The sequence below is a fragment of the bacterium genome, from assembly GCA_037128595.1.
In the GTDB taxonomy this organism is placed as follows: Bacteria; Verrucomicrobiota; Kiritimatiellia; order CAIKKV01; family CAITUY01; genus JAABPW01.
Window position 1 is genome coordinate 63605 of sequence record JBAXWB010000018.1, and the last position, 17499, is coordinate 81103.

Annotated in this window: 9 protein-coding genes; 2 read left to right on the plus strand and 7 right to left on the minus strand. The window is 56.3% G+C overall.

Going from position 1 to position 17499, the window contains the following annotated elements; translation table 11 throughout:
• Nucleotides 1-22: 22 nt before the first annotated feature.
• From WCS52_12165 to WCS52_12190, 6 genes are all read right to left on the minus strand, one after another.
• Nucleotides 23-2860, minus strand: a complete 2838-nt coding sequence (locus WCS52_12165) for a DUF4091 domain-containing protein (protein ID MEI6167941.1) — start codon at nt 2858-2860, stop codon at nt 23-25.
• Nucleotides 2860-5667 (minus strand): hypothetical protein, encoded by a 2808-nt coding sequence (locus WCS52_12170; GenBank protein ID MEI6167942.1) that lies wholly within the window; start codon nt 5665-5667, stop codon nt 2860-2862. The genes WCS52_12165 and WCS52_12170 overlap by 1 nt, the downstream gene beginning before the upstream one ends.
• A 147-nt stretch (nt 5668-5814) precedes the next feature.
• Nucleotides 5815-7473, minus strand: a complete 1659-nt coding sequence (locus tag WCS52_12175; GenBank protein MEI6167943.1) for a glycoside hydrolase family 36 protein — start codon at nt 7471-7473, stop codon at nt 5815-5817.
• 102 nt (nt 7474-7575) lie between these two features.
• A complete protein-coding gene (locus WCS52_12180) occupies nt 7576-10737 on the minus strand; it encodes a hypothetical protein (GenBank protein MEI6167944.1) in 3162 nt (1053 codons plus the stop codon).
• 201 nt (nt 10738-10938) lie between these two features.
• Nucleotides 10939-12423: a hypothetical protein gene (locus tag WCS52_12185; protein ID MEI6167945.1), complete on the minus strand. Its 1485-nt coding sequence runs from the start codon at nt 12421-12423 to the stop codon at nt 10939-10941.
• Between the two features lie 187 nt (nt 12424-12610).
• A complete protein-coding gene (locus WCS52_12190; protein ID MEI6167946.1) occupies nt 12611-13453 on the minus strand; it encodes a helix-turn-helix domain-containing protein in 843 nt (280 codons plus the stop codon).
• A gap of 497 nt (nt 13454-13950) precedes the next feature.
• Here WCS52_12190 and WCS52_12195 point away from each other — a divergent pair, with 497 nt between their 5' ends.
• A complete protein-coding gene (locus WCS52_12195) occupies nt 13951-14727 on the plus strand; it encodes a tetratricopeptide repeat protein (protein ID MEI6167947.1) in 777 nt (258 codons plus the stop codon).
• Between the two features lie 27 nt (nt 14728-14754).
• On the plus strand, nt 14755-15372 hold the full coding sequence (locus tag WCS52_12200) for a thermonuclease family protein (GenBank protein ID MEI6167948.1): 618 nt from the start codon (nt 14755-14757) through the stop codon (nt 15370-15372).
• 32 nt (nt 15373-15404) lie between these two features.
• Here WCS52_12200 and WCS52_12205 read toward each other — a convergent pair whose 3' ends face one another.
• Nucleotides 15405-17402: a sialate O-acetylesterase gene (locus WCS52_12205; protein ID MEI6167949.1), complete on the minus strand. Its 1998-nt coding sequence runs from the start codon at nt 17400-17402 to the stop codon at nt 15405-15407.
• Nucleotides 17403-17499: the final 97 nt, after the last annotated feature.

The window sequence follows — 17499 nt, forward strand, 5'->3', positions numbered from 1 at the left end:
TCAGATGTAACAGTCATACTGCCTATAGGCCCAATTGCTCGATCAGGTCGGCCAGGCGATTTCTCATTTCGTGCAGCGTGATCGTTGTGTTGACCTTTTCGGCGAGCTTGGGGTCCTCAAGGATGGCCTTGGCTTGTTCAATGGGCCCTGCGGGCATCTGGCGGGAATTGTCAATCCGCCGGACCCTCTCTCTCAAGAGGGCCAGATAGTCGTAGTCCTCGACAGCATCGCGCAGGGTCTCCAGGCGGATCGAGGTGGTGATGCCGTGCGGCCCCGGATACACCACGCAACCCATGTAATTACCGCTGGTCCAGTTCTTCTTGTAGACGTCTTCCGTCCAGCGGCAGGTGCTATAGACATAGCGCCCGTCCACACCGACGGCAAAATCGTTCCAGAACTCCGAGCGACATTCTGCCGGCACAAACTCCACGTGCCAGATCAGGTTGGCGTTGCAACTGAAGAACTGATCGCCCGCCTGCTTGCGTGCCACGGCCTTGTCGCCCCACCCCAGCGGAGGGGTGGGTTTGCCCCACCAGGGAGACTTGGGGCTTTGGCCCAGCCAGACATCCACGAACCCGAACAATTCCTCGACTTTTGCGCCATAGTAGCAATCAAGAATGGGGATTTTGCTTTCCTGCTTCCAAGCTTTCGCCCATGCAACGACCTCGGGAATCTTCTGGTCGGTGTGCTCATCGAATGGCGCGTAGATGTAGGCGTAATTGATCACGTTGTTCGTGATCAACCAGGCTTCGTTTCCCTTGCTTTTACCGGAGGGGAAAACGCTCAGGCCGCGGCCGACATTCTTGTATTCTTCCCAGCTCGTCACGCCGCTCAAGAACATCGTCGGCGTCCAGCCATATTCCAAGATCAGCCGCCAGTATTGATCCCTGGCATTCTTGCTAATCGTCTTCACCGCTTCGGCCGGAAGGCCCAATATCTCCCAATTGCTGGCGCCGTTCCCATGCCAGCCCACCATGCCAGTGCTGCACCGAAGAGTTGCACGCCTGGGAAGGACAAAGGCATTGACCTTGACTTCCACGGGAAATTCACCTGCGGGCTTGCCGGCCAGGGTCAGGGTGACGGCACCCTTATACAGACCGGGCCTGGCGTCGGGTTGGGCGCGCACGGTTACCCAGTAAACCCGTTTGTGGCCCTTCTTGATGAACGCAATATTCTGTTGCGCGATCGGGGCGTTGGGTATCTTAGCCTCCCAGTCGGACTCAAAAAGCGGATCGGGCCACTGGCCGATGGGGAAACCCAGAAAGTAGCTGGGTGTTTCGGTGGTCAGGTAGATCTGTTCGCGCACCTCGGCCTTCTCCAGGGCAGCACCCTCGCCATTCCGGAGCGCCGAGAGTCCCACCTCCAGCGCCATCGGATCGGCCGGCGCGGGGATTTCGATCGCAAACTGTAGGCATTCGTATTCCCCACCTGCCAACCGGATAAACGCCGGGCGAAGTGCATCTTCGTATAGCAACGTGTCCTCCAGAAAGATCCGATCGGGAACCAGTATCTGCCCGGCCTTGAGAACGGCGTTGTTCACCAACGTCCGCCAAGGCTTCACTTCCCGCGCCTTGCGCCGTGCCCATGCGAAGCCGTCGTTCTGCCATTTCGGAATCACCACCGCAGGCGGAGGGCCGACAACCAGAGGCAGAGTGATGGCGTCCTGCTGGCTTCCGACGATCTTCCCTAGCGGGAGTTTGTCCGGGCCGGCATACAGGGCAAGCGAGAGGCGGTAGACGCCGTTCGAGGGTGGAGTGAAGCGATAGTCCAACCGGGCGATCTTGCCAGGCGTCAACCGGACCGGCCGCTCCGGCAACTCCAGAACGGGCCGGTCGTTGGCGTCGAGCACTCGACCTTTAAGGCACTTTTCGCCCAACTCCATCGCGGCGGCGATGTTGACCGTGAGCCTCGCCTCCCTCCCGGGCTGGAGCGGCTCGTCGGCAACATCGACCGACGCGGCCAGTTCGGGCGCAACATAAGTCACGTTGCCCAGATTCGGCATGGCGGCGATGACATAATCGGTTTGCCAGCTTTCTCCGGGTTTCAGCGCAATGCGGCTGTAAATGGTTTGGAGCGTGAACCGGGGCGAACGCTGCCAGAATAAGTGCTGGAAGACCTGTCGAAAATCGGTGATGCTGCAGACCATCGGTAGTTCTTCACTATTTGTCGGGCCCGACGTCCGGGCCGTCCAATCCGTCACCGGATCGGCCCACCGTTCATGGCCCAGGTTGACGGGCCCCTCGGGTTGAAGCAGGCGGTTGTTGGCCAGGCCGGCCAGGGACTTTTCGAGATGGCCCCCAACATGCGACAGCCACGGATTCAACTCGAAGACCGTCTGGCCGACGTTTTCCAGTTTCCATCTAACAATCAGGCAAGCCGCCCCCCGCGTTAGCGTGTAGGTTTTTGTGGAACGAAGGGCGCTACGTGCAACGGTCGCGCCATCCGGCGTTCCCGGTTGGCCGAATTCGTAACTGACTTTCGCTACCGCGCGCGCCCCCCCCTGCTCGATAATCTCGGTTTGAATGTTTGTGGGCGTGACCCATTCCGGGAGCCCCTCGGCGTTATACCGTTCGCGGCAATAGCCCATCGGCACAAGCTGGTTGGCAAGCTGGAGATTCATGGGTTTGTAAACCAGGTCCATGATCTGCCCGGCATTTTGGCCCGTGCAGATGCCCGCCTTAAGGCACTCGTTTTCCAGGTAGATCGCCTTGGGATCCAGCACCAAGTCCAGTTGCTTGGTTTTGGGGTCAAGGAACAGGATCTTACCAAACCCGGCCGTGACGGGCAGTTCCTGCGCCAAGCTGGCGGCGGTAAACGCCAGCCATAAGCCCACGGTTGCTCGAAAAAAAAGCAGGCGCATTACTGGCCTGCCTTTTTTCGGGCAACACCAAAAGCCTCAAGCAGATCGGAAATTTCGTTCCGTAACGCATGGAGGGTTTCGACGGTCATGACACGCGTCGACAGTTTTTGATCATTCACGATTCCCTCGGCTTTCTGTATCGCGAACGCGGCGGTATTCCCTTTCTTTGCGGTGGCCACTGCCTCGCGCAGGAGCGTCAGATAGTCATAATCTTCCGCGGCATCGCGCAGGGTCTCCAAGCGGATCGAGGTGGTGATGCCGTGCGGCCCCGGATACACTAAGCAACCCATGTAGTTGCCGGTGGTCCAGTTCTTCTTATAGACGTCCACGGTCCAGCGGCAGGTGCTGTAGACGTAGCGGCCGTCCACGCCGATGGCGAAGTCATTCCAGAACTCCGAGCGTCCCTGGACAGGGATATACTCCACGTGCCAGACCAGCGAGGCGTTGCAACTGAAGAACTGATCGCCCGCCTGCTTGCGCGCGATCGCTTTGTCGCCCCACCCCAGCGGCGGGGTGGATTTCCCCCACCAGGGTGACTTGGGACTTTGTCCCAGCCAGACATCCACCAGGCCAAACAGTGGCTCGACTTCGCGGCCGTAATAGCAGTCGAGAACCGGAGTTTTGTGCTCCGCCTTCCACTTCCTCGCCCATTCGGCGACTTCCGGCACTTTGCCATCGGGATGCTCGTCAAACGGGGCGTACATGAACGCATACTTGAGCAGGTCATTCTTGATCAGCCAATCTTCGTCCTGTTTTTTACCACCCGAGGGGAAGACACTGACCCCACGACCCACATCCTTGTATTTTTCCCAGACAGTGGCGGGACCAAAGCACATCGTAGGGGTCCAGCCATACTCGATAATCAGCCGCCAGTAGGAATCCATGGAGGTCTTGCCGATCTCCTTGATCTCTTCGTCGGGTAGGCCCAGCGTCGCCCAGTTGTTTGTAGCGTTTCCTCGCCAACCCACCATGCCTGTGGCGCATCGCAGGGCCGCGCGCTTCGGAAGGACAAAGGCATTGACCTTGACCTCGACAGGGAATTCGCCAACAGCCTTTCCGGCCAGCGTCAGGCCGATTCTGCCCTTGTAGAGGCCCCCTTTCGCCTCGGACTGTGCATGGACTGTCATCCAGAACACTCGTCTATGCGACTTCTTAATGAATTCGACATTCTGCTTCGTAATCGGCGCGTTCGGTATCTTCGTTACCCAGTCGGTCTCAAACAGCGGATCAGGCCACTGGCCAACCGGGAAGTCCGCGAAGTCGCTGGGGATTTCCGTGGTTAGGTAGATTTGCTCTCGGACCCGAACACTCTCCAAGGCAACCCCTTGGTCGTTTTTGATCGTCGAAAGAGTGACCGCCACCGCCATAGGGTCTTCCTTTTCAGACACGTCCACCACGAACTGGAGGCATTCGTATTCCCCCCCCGCCAAGCGGATGGCAGCGGGTTGCGCCTTTTCCTCATAGATAAATTTGTCCTCCGGGAAAATCCGTTCGGGTACCAGCACCTGGCCCGCCTTGAGGGCGGGTACATTAACTAGGGTTCGCCAAGGTTTGACCTCGCGCTCTTTGCGGCCCGGAAAGCCTTTATCCTCCGCCTGCCAGTTTTGGACGACCACCGCCGGCGCGGGGCCAACCACGATCGGCAGCGTGATATAGGTCTTCTGCGACTTGATTTCCTCGCCGAGTTTGATGGGTTGCTGACGGTCGAAGACCGTAAGATTGATGAAATAGACACCGTCTTTCGGCGGGGTGAATGCATATGACACCACACTGATTTTGCCGGCCTGCAACTGTACCTGCTGGTTGGGAACCTTTGCCACCTGTTCACCCGTTGCTGTGGCAATCTGCCCCTCGAGCCGTTTCTCGCCCAGGTCCACGCCCGCTGCGATGTTCACCTTCAGAGAGAGTTCCTGTCCCGGCTTGATTTCGCTGGTTGTTTCCAACGATGCCGCCAGTTCGGGGGCGGCATATCCCACATTCCCCAGATTGGGCGTAACCAGAAGCACGGAGGGCAGTTCGGACGCCTCACCGGGTTTCAGATCCACGCGGGTCAGGGTTGTCTCCAGGGTATAGCGGGGCGGCACCGCCCATGCGCACTGCCGGAATATCCGGCGGTAGTCCGTCAGGCTGGTGACCATCGGGGTCGTCTCACTATTTTCTTCACCCGAAAGCCGCACGACCCAGTTCAACGTCGGCACAAAATCCCAATCGAGTTTGGTCAACCCCTGTGGCATCACGATCTTGGCCTGACCTTTCAGGAAAGTCTCGCCCAACCCGCCCACATGTTTGATCCACGGGTTGTAAAAGATCCTGTCAGTACCGATGTTTTCCTGCTTCCAGTCCACCTGGACATTAGACGCACCTTTTTTGAGCGTATAGGTCTTGGTGTGACGGAGGGCGATCTTCTTTCCAGCCTCTTCACCGGTGCTAAGGTAAGTGATGCGGACCTGGGCCTGTGTATCCGACTGCGAGAGGATTTCTCCTTTGCCTTCGGTGATCACGCCGGGCACCCCGCGATCTTGCCAATAGCCTTGGAGGGTCATCGGATTGCATAATTCCTGACCGGTGGGCTTATAGACCAGCGAAAACACCTGACCGGCGTACGGAGCCACGGTAATGAGGGCTAGTCTGAGGTGCTCGTTTTCCAGCCAGACCGCGTTCGGATCCACCGTCACCTGCTGTTTGTTGGCTGGATCGACGCGCCCATACGGCGCGCAGGTGGCGGTCACCGCCTGGCTCGATGCCACGCTGCCCAGCACACACACAATAATCCACGCCGCTGCGATTCGCAGTTTACTCATCTTCATTTAAAATCCTCCTTGTTCTCAAACTCACATCTCACTTGACCTCTTTTTACCAGACACTACGGGATCTACCATGGACAAAACGGTTTGGGAAACTGGACATTTAGGACTGGTAGCTTCCGACGGCGGATGCCAATAATTCCATCGGTTTCATGGATGGGGGTCCAATGTTCCAAATGGCTCAATCACCAGCGCTGCATCATGGGCAGGGACAGTAATATTGTCGCCAACAACTCCCAAAGGATGCAAAAGTTCATAGCCCCCCGCGCCAACGCCCCACGCACTTAGTTTCCATGTATGCGGACGTGGCAGGTCATTAAAGATAGCCACCGCTCTTCGCCCCTCCACAGTTCCCGCAAACACCTGCGGCCAGTATCCTGCCCGACAAGCGACCGGTCTGGGATGATTCAACCGCAAAGCAGCTATTCGCTTTAGTAAATCCAAGCGTTCGGACGACAAACGTTTCAGATGATCACTCGTGATAATCACACCTGTGAGAATGCCTGCCAGAGCACTGAGCCGGGATTCCCCTTCGGTCAGGCGGGAATTGTCTTCACGAACAAACACCACGTCCGGATCAGCCCGGAACCAGCGATCGATCATCCACCATCGCGAAAGCGCCTGATGCAAGGCATTTGACAAACAGGGGGCTTCGGGATCAGGCGGTGCATTTTCCTCCTCATAAGAGGTTCCTTCATCTAGACGGTGCTTGATCCAGCAAGCAGCCGTATCAGCACTGATACGGGCATGGTCAATAAAACCTAATGAGGCCAAGTAAGGCGGACAACACCCGACCAAAGTAGCGTTCGGGACTGCACGACGAATAGTATCCAAGGCCAGACGATAAGCACTCACACCCGTCGCCTGTGGGTCGGAACGGAAACCAGCGGGCGTCATGAAACCCAAGCCATCCAGTTTAAAGTAGTCAAACCCCCATTTGTAGAGCGTGACAAATATCCGCTTAAGGTGTTCGCATACTGCCGTTTGAGTTGCATCCAAACAGGCCCAGTGATGTTCTGGCGGGGCCGACCATCCCCGCATAAGCCAGGGCTGTCCGCTTTGATCCTTAACGAACCAGTCGGGATGATGACAAAACAACTCACTGGAAGTGGATGCGAGTAATGGCATCAACCAAATTCCCGCACGCAGGCCGTCGTGACGAATGCGCGAGGCTACTTCCTCAATTGAACCAGGCCAATGTGAATTGTTGACCAACCAGTCGCCGTGATGAGACTGATATCCGTCATCAATTTGCGCAATCTGCGCGGGAAAATCGCTCCGCGCCGCAACTAAAGCTCCAACGTTATCCATAAAATTGTCGTGAGTAATTTGATCGTGATGGTAATACCAGGAACAATAGCCCAGCACGTTTTTTTCAGGGCGAATAGGAGCCACGCCAGCCTGCCGGGCGGCCTGATCGGCATATTCGATCAATAATGTTTGCCAATCCTCGCCTTCCAGACACACCATCCTCTCCGGTTCAGCGTCCGGCGGAATATCCGGCTGATAGAAGCTGACGCCAGTGATGCGTGTCTGGCGGCAGTGTAAATGCAAATACGTCAACGAACGTCGCGCCGTCACCGCGCCAACCAGTATGTAGCGGGAGCTTCCCACGTCGCCTGCAATAAGAAAATCCTGGCTGGCATGATCTGCGTCGAACCCCTGTAGCAAGCGCATGACCGGCCCGTAATCCGTGGCCGTCATGTTGTTGAAATTCCGATGGAAGAACTTCGCCTCAGGCGGCAAGTCCAGCGGCATGAATTGATGGTAACAACGCCCGGAATGATCTATCGAACCAAGTAGATTCATTTTTTCACATTAGCACGCCTTTGGCGTCCGCTCTATGGACAAAACAACTTGCGTTTCTGGACATTTCGCGCCCGCCGTCGAACAGTCACTCATACGCCGTGATCACCGGATCGTAAAGACGGAACCCATCTGAAACAGCCAATTGACATTATGTCCGCTGTCCCGCGAATAGAATGCCATAATGGTCGAACCACCCGAAGCGTCGGAATACGACACATTCACATTACCAGCGGTACCACTCCCGACCACGGAGAGCATCCACGTAGCCGTAGCTTGCAGGTCAAGAAGGCTGTCGGGCTTACCTGCCAGGCTAAGGTTGCCACCCACCGTGATTACCGAACCATTGAGTCCGGATCCCACTACCTGCGCATCGCCGCCTATCGTAAGGTTTCCCGAGGTTCGGATCGGTTTGCCATTCACATTCAAACATCCGCCGGTCACCGTCACCGCGGCGTTGGAGACGCCTGAAAGAAGCGTCACGGTCCCGGCGGACATGGCCATGGTCAGGGCCGGCTGCTGGGGCATGGTATTGAGATTCACATACCGATCCTTCACTCCCGTCAGCGTGATGCCCCCCAAAAAGCGCGATTTATTGGTCACAACAGCGGCGTTCATTCCGTTGGAGAGACTCCCCCCAACATTAATGCTCGAAGCCGTACAGTCCAGCGTAGCCGCCCCGGCTTCATTGTTCTGGTAGAATTGGATGTTGCCATCGATGTTATAGACTCCATTCGTTAGATACCATGTCGTCGTATAAGTTTCACCCCACACGACGAGATTGGTCATCTGATAGTGCCCCGGCGGGAGCGTATTCCCCCCGATTGGCCTTAACAATTCGATCGAATTCAGATCGATGACGCCGCCAGGGGCAAACTGAATCGACCCGCTCAACCCAACACCCCCGGCGCCAGTAAGCCGCCCCGTCGCAAAGACATGGATATGCAACGGATTGGCATAGCCCAACGACAACGATCCATAGATATCCAGGTTACTGCTGACGTTGATATAGGTACTGCTACTTTCGCCATTGTTGGTAACCACGGCATTCGAAGCGATCGAGAGATTCCACAAGGACTGGTAGTAGTTGGCCTTGATCCCCACGTTCATCCCCGTCATCACAACGGTCGAGGAATTCGGGTTGAGTTTCCTGTTGCTTGCCCCCATACCAGAGTAGTCGAAACTGCCTCCGATGGTCCAGGTGCCGTTTCCAAGGGAATTGGTGCCGTTGACGCCGGAAGCGAAAGTCACATTTCCCGTCACCGTCACATCGGGGTTATACGTAGCCGCATCCAGATGCCCCGTATAGCCGTTGACCGACACACTTCCGATCGTTAGAGGATTGATGTCGATCCGGCAATTGCCGTTCTCACTGGCGGTGAAGTAAACATTGTCTCTGGTTCCCGGCAGGCCAACGCCGCCGACCCCGTTGGAGGAAGTTGCCCAGTTCGCGGCATTGCTCCAGGCACTTGCCGCCGAGGACACCCAGTAGATATTGGTGCTCTGTCCACCGGAGATATCGCTCGGCGTAAACGTCTTCACTGCCGACGAGGCGCCACCTGCCGAGTTGGAGACCACGACCACGTAGGAGTAATTGCTGCCCACCGAGAGTCCGCTCAGGGTGGTCGAAAAAGTCGCGCCTTGAAGTCCTTTGGCTACTGTCGTCGTGGTCGATTGGCCGTCAATCCAGTACCGGAACCACGCTGAGGGAGTGTCGCCCCCGGTATCGGTCACCTGAGCCTGAAGGTCGGCCGTTAGTCTCCAGACAGTCACACCAAGATTGGTCACAACGGGCAAGGTTGTACCGCCTGAAACGAACTGCCAATTGGTGTTATTACCGCCATCCGTGGAGTTGACAGCGCGGATGGTCGAACCCCCGGAAGCGTCGGAATACGACACATTCACATTGCTGGCGGCGCCGCTTCCGGTCACCGAAAGAGTCCACGGAGCGGTGGCATGCAGGTCGAGTGGCGCCCCCCCGCCGCCGCTTACATCTAGATTCCCGCCCACCGTGACTGCCGAGCCATTGAGGCCGGATCCCGTAACCTGCGCATTGCCCCCGATCGTGAGATTCCCTGTGGTCCGTATCGGCTTGCCGTTCACATTCAGGCATCCGCCCGTCACCGTAAGCGAGGCGTTGGAGACGCCCGACATGAGCGTCACGGTTCCGGCCGACATGGCCATGGTCAACGCAGGCTGCTGGGGCATGGTATTGAGGTCCACGACCCGGTCCTTCGTTCCCGTCAGCGTGACGGCCCCCACAAAGCGCGATTTATTGGTCACGACGCCCGCATTCCTGATATTCGTCAGGTTACCACCAACCCGCACGACGGCGGCCGTGCAATCCAGCGTGACCGCACCGGCCTCGTTTGTCTGCAATAATTGAATGCTGCCGTCAATGTCGTACACGCCGTTGGTCATCTTCCACGTCTTGACGTAGGTTTCACCCCAGAAGAGCAGATTCGTCGCCTGATAATGACCCGGCACGATGTAACCTGGGGTCGTATTGTCCGATACGAACTGAATGGTGTCCAAATCAACAACACTACCGGGTTCAAGCAGTTGGATTCCGTAGCTGTTCTTAAGATAGATCAGACCGGAACCCGTGACCCTCCCGGAGGAATGGACCCGAAGCCGGTTGGGCTGTATCCGGGTGGCATTGGCCAGCGATATAATAGTGCCGTAGACGTCCATGTTGTTCGTTACCATAAGGTAGGAGGTGCTCGTGCCGTTGTTGGTGACGACGGCATTCGATGCGATCATCAGGTTACACAACGTCATAGTATAAACCGCCTTGAGACTCACGTTCGTGCCGGTCATCACAACGGTGGACACACCGGGAATCATAGCCCTGCCAGTGCCGCTCCCCATGGCGCTGTAATCGAAACTGCCGCCGATCGTCCAGGTGCCGCGGCCGAGGGAGTTCGTTCCACTATTACCTGACGCGAACGTCACATTGCCGGTAACCGTAACGTCGGGGTTCAGGGTGGCACCATCCAGATGCCCCGTGTAACCGTTGACCGATAGGAGCCCGATCGTGACCGGGTTCAGGTCTATCTGGCAGTTGCCATTCGCGCTGGGGGTAAAGTAAACGCTGTCGCCAGTCCCGGGAACCCCAACCCCTCCCACCCCATTGGACGTGCCGCTCCAGTTCGCGGCCAAGTTCCAAGTACTCGCAGAGGCGGATACCCAATAACGGTTCGCCCCGTGGGCATTCAAGAGCCACCCACAAAGCATTGCAGTAGCCACGCAAAGAATTTTCTTCATAACGGTTTCACCCCCTCGCTCTATGAAACAAACACCATCCCCTTATTTTGGATAGTATGCACCGCGGTTTAATGGCTGAACATGGACAAACCGCTTTCAATTTCTGGACTTTTCGCCTCACTGATAGGCCCACACCCACTGCGCGCCACTCAGGATGCCGGAATGGCAATAAGTTAGGTCCATGGCGGCCATACACCGTGATCACTGTACGATAAGAACGGAACCCGTCGCCGGAAGCAGCCAATTGACGTTATGGCCTCTGTCCCGCGAAGAGGAGGCCGTGATGCTCGAACCACCGGAGGCGTCGGAATACGCGACCTCAACGTAAACGGCGGTTCCGGTGCCTGCCACCGAGAGCGTCCATGGAGCCGAGGCATGCAGGTCAAGAAAGCTGTCAGGCTTACCTGCCAGGCTGAGGTTCCCGCCCACCGTGATTACCGAACCATTGAGGCTGGTTCCCACAACCTGTGCATTGGATCCGATCGTCAGGTTCCCCGACGTGCGCACGGACTTGCCGTTGAAATTCAAGTTTCCGCCGGTCGCCGTGAACGAGGCGTTGGAGACGCCCGAGAGCAGTTTCACGGTTCCGCCGGACATGGCGACCGTGATGGCTGGCTGATTCGTCAAGGTGTTTAGGTCCACAACTCGATCCGTCGTGCCTGTGAGCGTGACGGCGCCCAGGAAACACGACTTGTTGGTCGTGACGCCCGCCGCCATGCTATTCGTCAGGTTGCCACCCACCCGCACGACGGCGGCCGTGCAATCCAGCGTGACCGCACCGGCCGCGTTGTTCTGATGCATCCAAATGCTGCCGTCAATGTCGTACACGCCGTTGGTCATCTTCCACGTCGCGGCGTAGGTTTCACCCCAGAAGAGCAGATTCGTCGCCTGATAATGACCCGGCACGATGTAACCTGGGGTCGTATTGTCCGATACGAACTGAATGGTGTCCAAATCAACAACACTACCGGGTTCAAGCAGTTGGATTCCGTAGCTGTTCTTAAGATAGATCAGACCGGAACCCGTGACCCTCCCGGAGGAATGGACCCGAAGCCGGTTGGGCTGTATCCGGGTGGCATTGGCCAGCGATATAATAGTGCCGTAGACGTCCATGTTGTTCGTTACCATAAGGTAGGAGGTGCTCGTGCCGTTGTTGGTGACGACGGCATTCGATGCGATCATCAGGTTACACAACGTCATAGTATAAACCGCCTTGAGACTCACGTTCGTGCCGGTCATCACAACGGTGGACACACCGGGAATCATAGCCCTGCCTGTGCCGCTCCCCATGGCGATGTAATCAAAACTGCCGCCGATCGTCCAGGTTCCGCCGCCGAGGGAGTTCGTTCCATTATTACCTGATGCAAACGTCACACTGCCGGTCACCGTGACGTCGGGGTTCAGGGTGGCACCATCCAGATGCCCTGTGTAACCGTTGACCGAAAGGAGCCCGATCGTGACCGGGCTCAGGTCGATCTGGCAGTTGCCATTCGCGCTGGCCGTAAAGTAAACGCTGTCTCCAGTCACGGGAACCCCAACCCCTCCAACTCCATTGGACGTGGCGCTCCAGTTCGCGGCCAAGTTCCAAGTACTCGCAGAGGCGGATACCCAATAGCGGTTCGCCCCGTGGGAATTCATGATCCACCCACAAAGTATTGCAGTAGCCACGCAAAGAATTTTCTTCATAACGGTTTCACCCCCTCGCTCTATGAAACAAACACCATCCTCTTACTTTGGATAGTGTGACCTGCGATTCAATGGCTGCACATGGACAAACCGCTTTAATTTTCTGGACTTTTCGCCTCGCTGATAGGCCCACACCCACTGCGCGCCCCTCAGAATGCCAGATCCGGCAACTCAACTGGAGGAAAAATTATGCTGTGTGAATGGCCATTCCGCGGTGGCTGTTTTGCCGAAAGCGGAGAGGACTCATGCCTGTATGTCGCTTGAAGACACGGCAGAAATAGAAAGCGTCCTCGTAACCCACTTCCTGACTGATTTCCCCGACCGACAACGCCGAGTGTTCCAGAAGTCGCTGGGCCTGTCGCATGCGGATCGACGCCAGATACTGGCTGGGAGATTGACCGGTGCGCGATTCGAAAGTGCGGCGTAAGTAACTGACGCTGCATTGGGCGCGGGCGGCTAGATCGGCAATGCGGACACACTGTTTGTAGTTCTGATTGATGTAAGCGATAGTTGATTCGGTACGGTCGGCTGACACTTGCGACGTATCGCTGCCCGAGAGGCGCAACAAGCGAGCCACTACCAGACGCGTCATGCCGTCCAGTTCCACACCCAGGCATCCGCCCCCTTCCGCGTAGAGCCACATTCGCTCAACAAATTCCGTCAATTGGCGGTCATCCACATGAAGCACAGCCCCCGTCGGGCACTGGTCAAGCGCCTGACCGCGCAGGCCGACCCAAATGATGTCGATGTTACTTTCGGCCAACTCGGTGTGGGATAATTGGGCAGGAATCAGAAATGACCGGAAAGGGCATAACGGCAACTTGGTACTGGTAATGAGCATTCCTTCTCCTGATCGAACCGTACCGAGTTCCCAAAAGCTATGGGAAGCTAGGGCTCGCTTGGAACGGGGCCCGTCGTATCGGTCAATATAGATCGGTGTGACATCCGAAGCCCGCCCACCCAGAATACCGCCCGCCCAGAGTTGGTCACCCAGCGGGTGGAGGTAAGGCGTATGTAATAGCGTATTCATCGAACACTCATTCCTCCTCGGCTAGAAATAACTACTAGCATTCGGGAAGCGCCTATGTCAATTTCCCAATCGGACACCCTAAACTCAGAAATAGTGAAGGGCACACAGACAGCCTACACAACAGGGCTCTCACGGGGGGAAACCAAGGGATAGGCACCCACCTCACAAGTCTTTGGCTATCAATATCAATTATCCGAACCGACATGTATCAGCCGGATGTTGGGAGCCAGATGGGAATACCCGAATAGCCGCAGATCAGGCGAGAGGCGGATAGAGCCCAGTTGTCTGCATGGTTCCAAACATCATGCGCACCCCCTCGCCCGCATAGAGACTAAAGCCATAATGGTGTTTGATTGACGATGGCGAGATGAAAAAGTACCGTATTCATCACAAAGAGAGATTATCATGGCCAAACCCGTTAAAGAAAACCCATTTTGCATGGGATAGACTGACTGATAATCCCCCTCTCTCTGCCATTTTTTTATAATACCCTATTTATGAGATCAAAATATACATTCATTGGCTTTGATTTAGTCCTGACCCTACTCCTTTTTTGTTTTGGGTGTGCCACTCTGACCACTCCCACCGCCCTGCAGGTGCAACGGTGGCAGTTAAAAGCGGAGCGGGGGGATGCGAATGCCCAATACAAGCTCGGTGTCTGCCTCATGAATGGACAAGGGGTGTCGACTAATTATCCTGCGGCGAGGGAGTGGTTTATCAAATCAGCCGCCCAGAATCAGCCAAAGGCACCATGCGCTCTTGGGATAATCTACAGCCAAGGCCTGGGGGTTGACCGCAACAACGATGAAGCCCTGGGATGGTTCCGAAAAGCAGCAGAGAACGGGGATCCTGAAGGGCAATTTCATCTTGGAGTCGCCTATGCGAAGGGAACCACGGTTGACCGCGACTATGCTGAAGCGGTGAAATGGTACCGGAAGGCGGCTGATCAGGATTTTGCCATGGCCCAATATTACCTGGGGGTGGCCTATGCCGAAGGCCGAGGGGTTGAAAAAGAGGACTCCCTGGCGGTGGGGTGGTTCAAAAAAGCGGCGGGCCATGGAGACGCGGACGCCCCATACGATCTTGGAGCATGTTATGAATTAGGGATCGGGGTTGAGCCAGACCATCAGGCTGCCTATGGATGGTTTCTATTGGCTAAAAATAGAGGACATGATAAAGCCGCCTCAAGACTGGCACCCCTTGAGAAGGAATTATCCGAGGCACAATTGAAAGCCGCAAATTCCTGGGCGACGAAATGGAAGTCTGTCCGGTAAGTGCGCGAAACGGAAAGCGGAAAAAGAATGAAAATGCGAATCATGACGGGCTGGATGTTCCCCCCATTCTTTGCCTCACTAATTCTGCTCATCAATGGCTGCTCATCCATCCCTGAAGCGCCAGATCAATCCAAGCCGCCCCTTCCCATCGTGCAAGGCGGACAGCTCTTATCCGCCAAGGTCATAGGGGTCATTGATGGGGCGACCATTAAAATCCTGACCTCCTCCAATAACTCCAATATCGAATTCAGGGTAACGCTGGCGGAAATTGAGGCCCCCGAAAAATATCAGGCGTTTGGGGATAAGGCTAAACAGGCTCTTGCGGATAAAACCACAGGCCGGGAAATCACTTTAAGAGTGGTCCGCCAGGATCGATATGGGGATGTCTTTGCCTTTATCTTTATCGGCGAACGCTGGATAAATCTGGAAATGGTGGCGGAAGGATATGCGTGGAGAGGCCAATATTCCCGCATAACGGAATTGGCCCAGGCGGAAAAAGAAGCGAGGCAGGGCCGGATAGGATTATGGGCGGATGAACACCCGATGCCCCCCTGGGAATACCGCAGCCAGAGACTGAACCCTCCTGAAGAACATAACCGGAATGAAGGAAGAAATATCCAACCCCTGTTCACCATTCAGTGGTGAACACAGGGTCGCTTAACTGGCGGGATTCCTCCTCACCGCTCGGTAATGCCCTTGAAGTGGTCCGTTCTAAATGGCGATGCGGGAAGACCGCTTTTGTTGATGAGATTACAGACCGGATTGTCCGCCCAGGCGTATCTGACGGCAACCGGGTCTTTGACTTCAGGACTGGATACCATGATTGAATTGCCTGTGATTTTGGCGTCAGCCCATACGAATTTCAGATCCGCTCCACAGATGGCAAACCCCTTGACCACTTTACTGTCACGGGCCTTGAGCCCACCCCCGCAATGATCAAAAAAGATCCTTATGGCCCCCTCTTCGATTTTCATAGACCTGGCCACGGGGCCGGAGGATTCGACGTTCCGGCCATAGGTATTGGCCAGGGCATTCAGGGCCAGTCTGCGCCCGACCTCCTGTTTGTTTTTCGGATGGATATCCTTTGCATCCCCGATATCAATGATGACCGCCATGTCAGTATTGAATGTGGCAAGGGTCTGGCGCTGGGCGTCACGGAGTTCGGCCCAGGCACTGTCGGAAGGCTGATCCTTAACCGGCATGAAATTCGCAAGTTGCACGAAGTAGAACGGGAAATCGCCCTGGCCCCACCGGTCACGCCAGCTTTTGATCATGGTCGGGAACAGAGTGCTGTATTCATGGGCGTTTCCGGCGTTGGACTCGCCCTGGTACCAGATGGCCCCTCGTATGGCGAAGGGAATCAACGGCGCAATCATGGCGTTGTATAGACAGGAAGGGCAGTTCTGAAACGCCGGCAAGATGGGGAAGGCTTTCCCGTCTTCGATCTTCCTGAACCATTCCCCCGCAATTTTCAGTGACTCCTCATTCGCACCAACCGGCGGCGCCAGGACAAAAGTTTCAGGAGCTGATGGTAAACCGCCCCCCATATAGTCATTGAATACCCGCACCGCTATGGTGTTCCGGCCCGCCTTCACGAGCGTGCCTGGGACCTTGTAGCAGCGCTTGACGGTCCACCACTCGGGAGTGTCCTTGCCGATGGCCCCGATCTTCCGGCCATTGAAATAGGTAGTATCAAAATCGTCGACGAGGCCCAGGTTCAACACCAGATCCCGGCCGGCCCAGGATTCAGGGACGTCGACGTCACGCCTGAACCAGACCGACCCGTAGATTGTTTTATCCGGGAACCAGCCATTCGGCACCTTGACCTTATCCCAGCCGGCGAGGTCGGCCCCCTCATTCTGCCAGCCAGCGGCTTCCCCCTTGTTACCCGGGTCCACTGCCCGTTTCTGCATTTCCGCGATGATGGCAGTACGTTGTTTTTCAAGCCCGGCAAGATCCGCCTTCGGAATATTGCAATCCCTCGTATACTCATCTACATAGTGCGCCAGCACCGGGTTGGCCTGGAGATATTCGATCGGCGTCCAGGACTGGGCCGGCGTTCCGCCCCAATCCGACTCAATCAGCCCGACCGGCACATCCAGTTCTTTGTTAATTTCCCGGCCGAAGAAGTAACCTGCCGCCGAGAAGCCGGCCCAGCCGTAGCCATTTTGAGCGATGATGGCGGGATCGCAAACTTTCCAGGCAGCCCCCTCAATCTCGCCCTTGGGCGCGAACGCCGTGGAGTTGGGAACCATAAAAAACCGGATCTCAGGTTTATCCGCCGTGGCGATCTCTTTCAGCGCCTCCTTCACCTGACCCACGCCCATCTCCATATTGCTTTGCCCAGAGCAGAGCCAAACCTCGCCGACAAGAATGTTTTTCAGGGTGATCCCCGTTTTGCCGCTCACCGTCAATTCAGCCGGCTTGTGGGAGGCCTTAAGGGGAGCGAGCCTGACCATCCAGCGGCCATCAGCGGCCGCCTGGGTTTCCTTGATCTGTCCGGCAAAAGACACGCTGATCCGCTCCCCCGGCTCGGCCTTACCCCAGACGGGGACAGCGATTTCCCGTTGGAGGACCATGTTGTCGGTAAAGACCGGAGCAAGGGTGGGCTCCGCTTGTCCGATAGCCACCATTCCGAGCAACACTCCCGCAGTCATACAAATGAATTTCGCCATACGTCCGCTCCTTGCATTGTTATATTCGAATCAGTCGTGAATAGTAGGCCGCCCGCTCCTTTTGAGCCAGCAGATTTACTTGCACCTCCCCCTTTAG

Excerpts from the sequence above, each read along its gene's own strand:
- WCS52_12165 (MEI6167941.1), bottom strand. The coding sequence starts at position 2,860 with ATGCGCCTGCTTTTTTTTCGAGCAACCGTGGGCTTATGGCTGGCGTTT.
- WCS52_12170 (MEI6167942.1), bottom strand. The coding sequence starts at position 5,667 with ATGAAGATGAGTAAACTGCGAATCGCAGCGGCGTGGATTATTGTGTGT.
- WCS52_12175 (MEI6167943.1), bottom strand. The coding sequence starts at position 7,473 with ATGAATCTACTTGGTTCGATAGATCATTCCGGGCGTTGTTACCATCAA.
- WCS52_12180 (MEI6167944.1), bottom strand. The coding sequence starts at position 10,737 with ATGAAGAAAATTCTTTGCGTGGCTACTGCAATGCTTTGTGGGTGGCTC.
- WCS52_12185 (MEI6167945.1), bottom strand. The coding sequence starts at position 12,423 with ATGAAGAAAATTCTTTGCGTGGCTACTGCAATACTTTGTGGGTGGATC.
- WCS52_12190 (MEI6167946.1), bottom strand. The coding sequence starts at position 13,453 with ATGAATACGCTATTACATACGCCTTACCTCCACCCGCTGGGTGACCAA.
- WCS52_12195 (MEI6167947.1), top strand. The coding sequence starts at position 13,951 with ATGAGATCAAAATATACATTCATTGGCTTTGATTTAGTCCTGACCCTA.
- WCS52_12200 (MEI6167948.1), top strand. The coding sequence starts at position 14,755 with ATGAAAATGCGAATCATGACGGGCTGGATGTTCCCCCCATTCTTTGCC.
- WCS52_12205 (MEI6167949.1), bottom strand. The coding sequence starts at position 17,402 with ATGGCGAAATTCATTTGTATGACTGCGGGAGTGTTGCTCGGAATGGTG.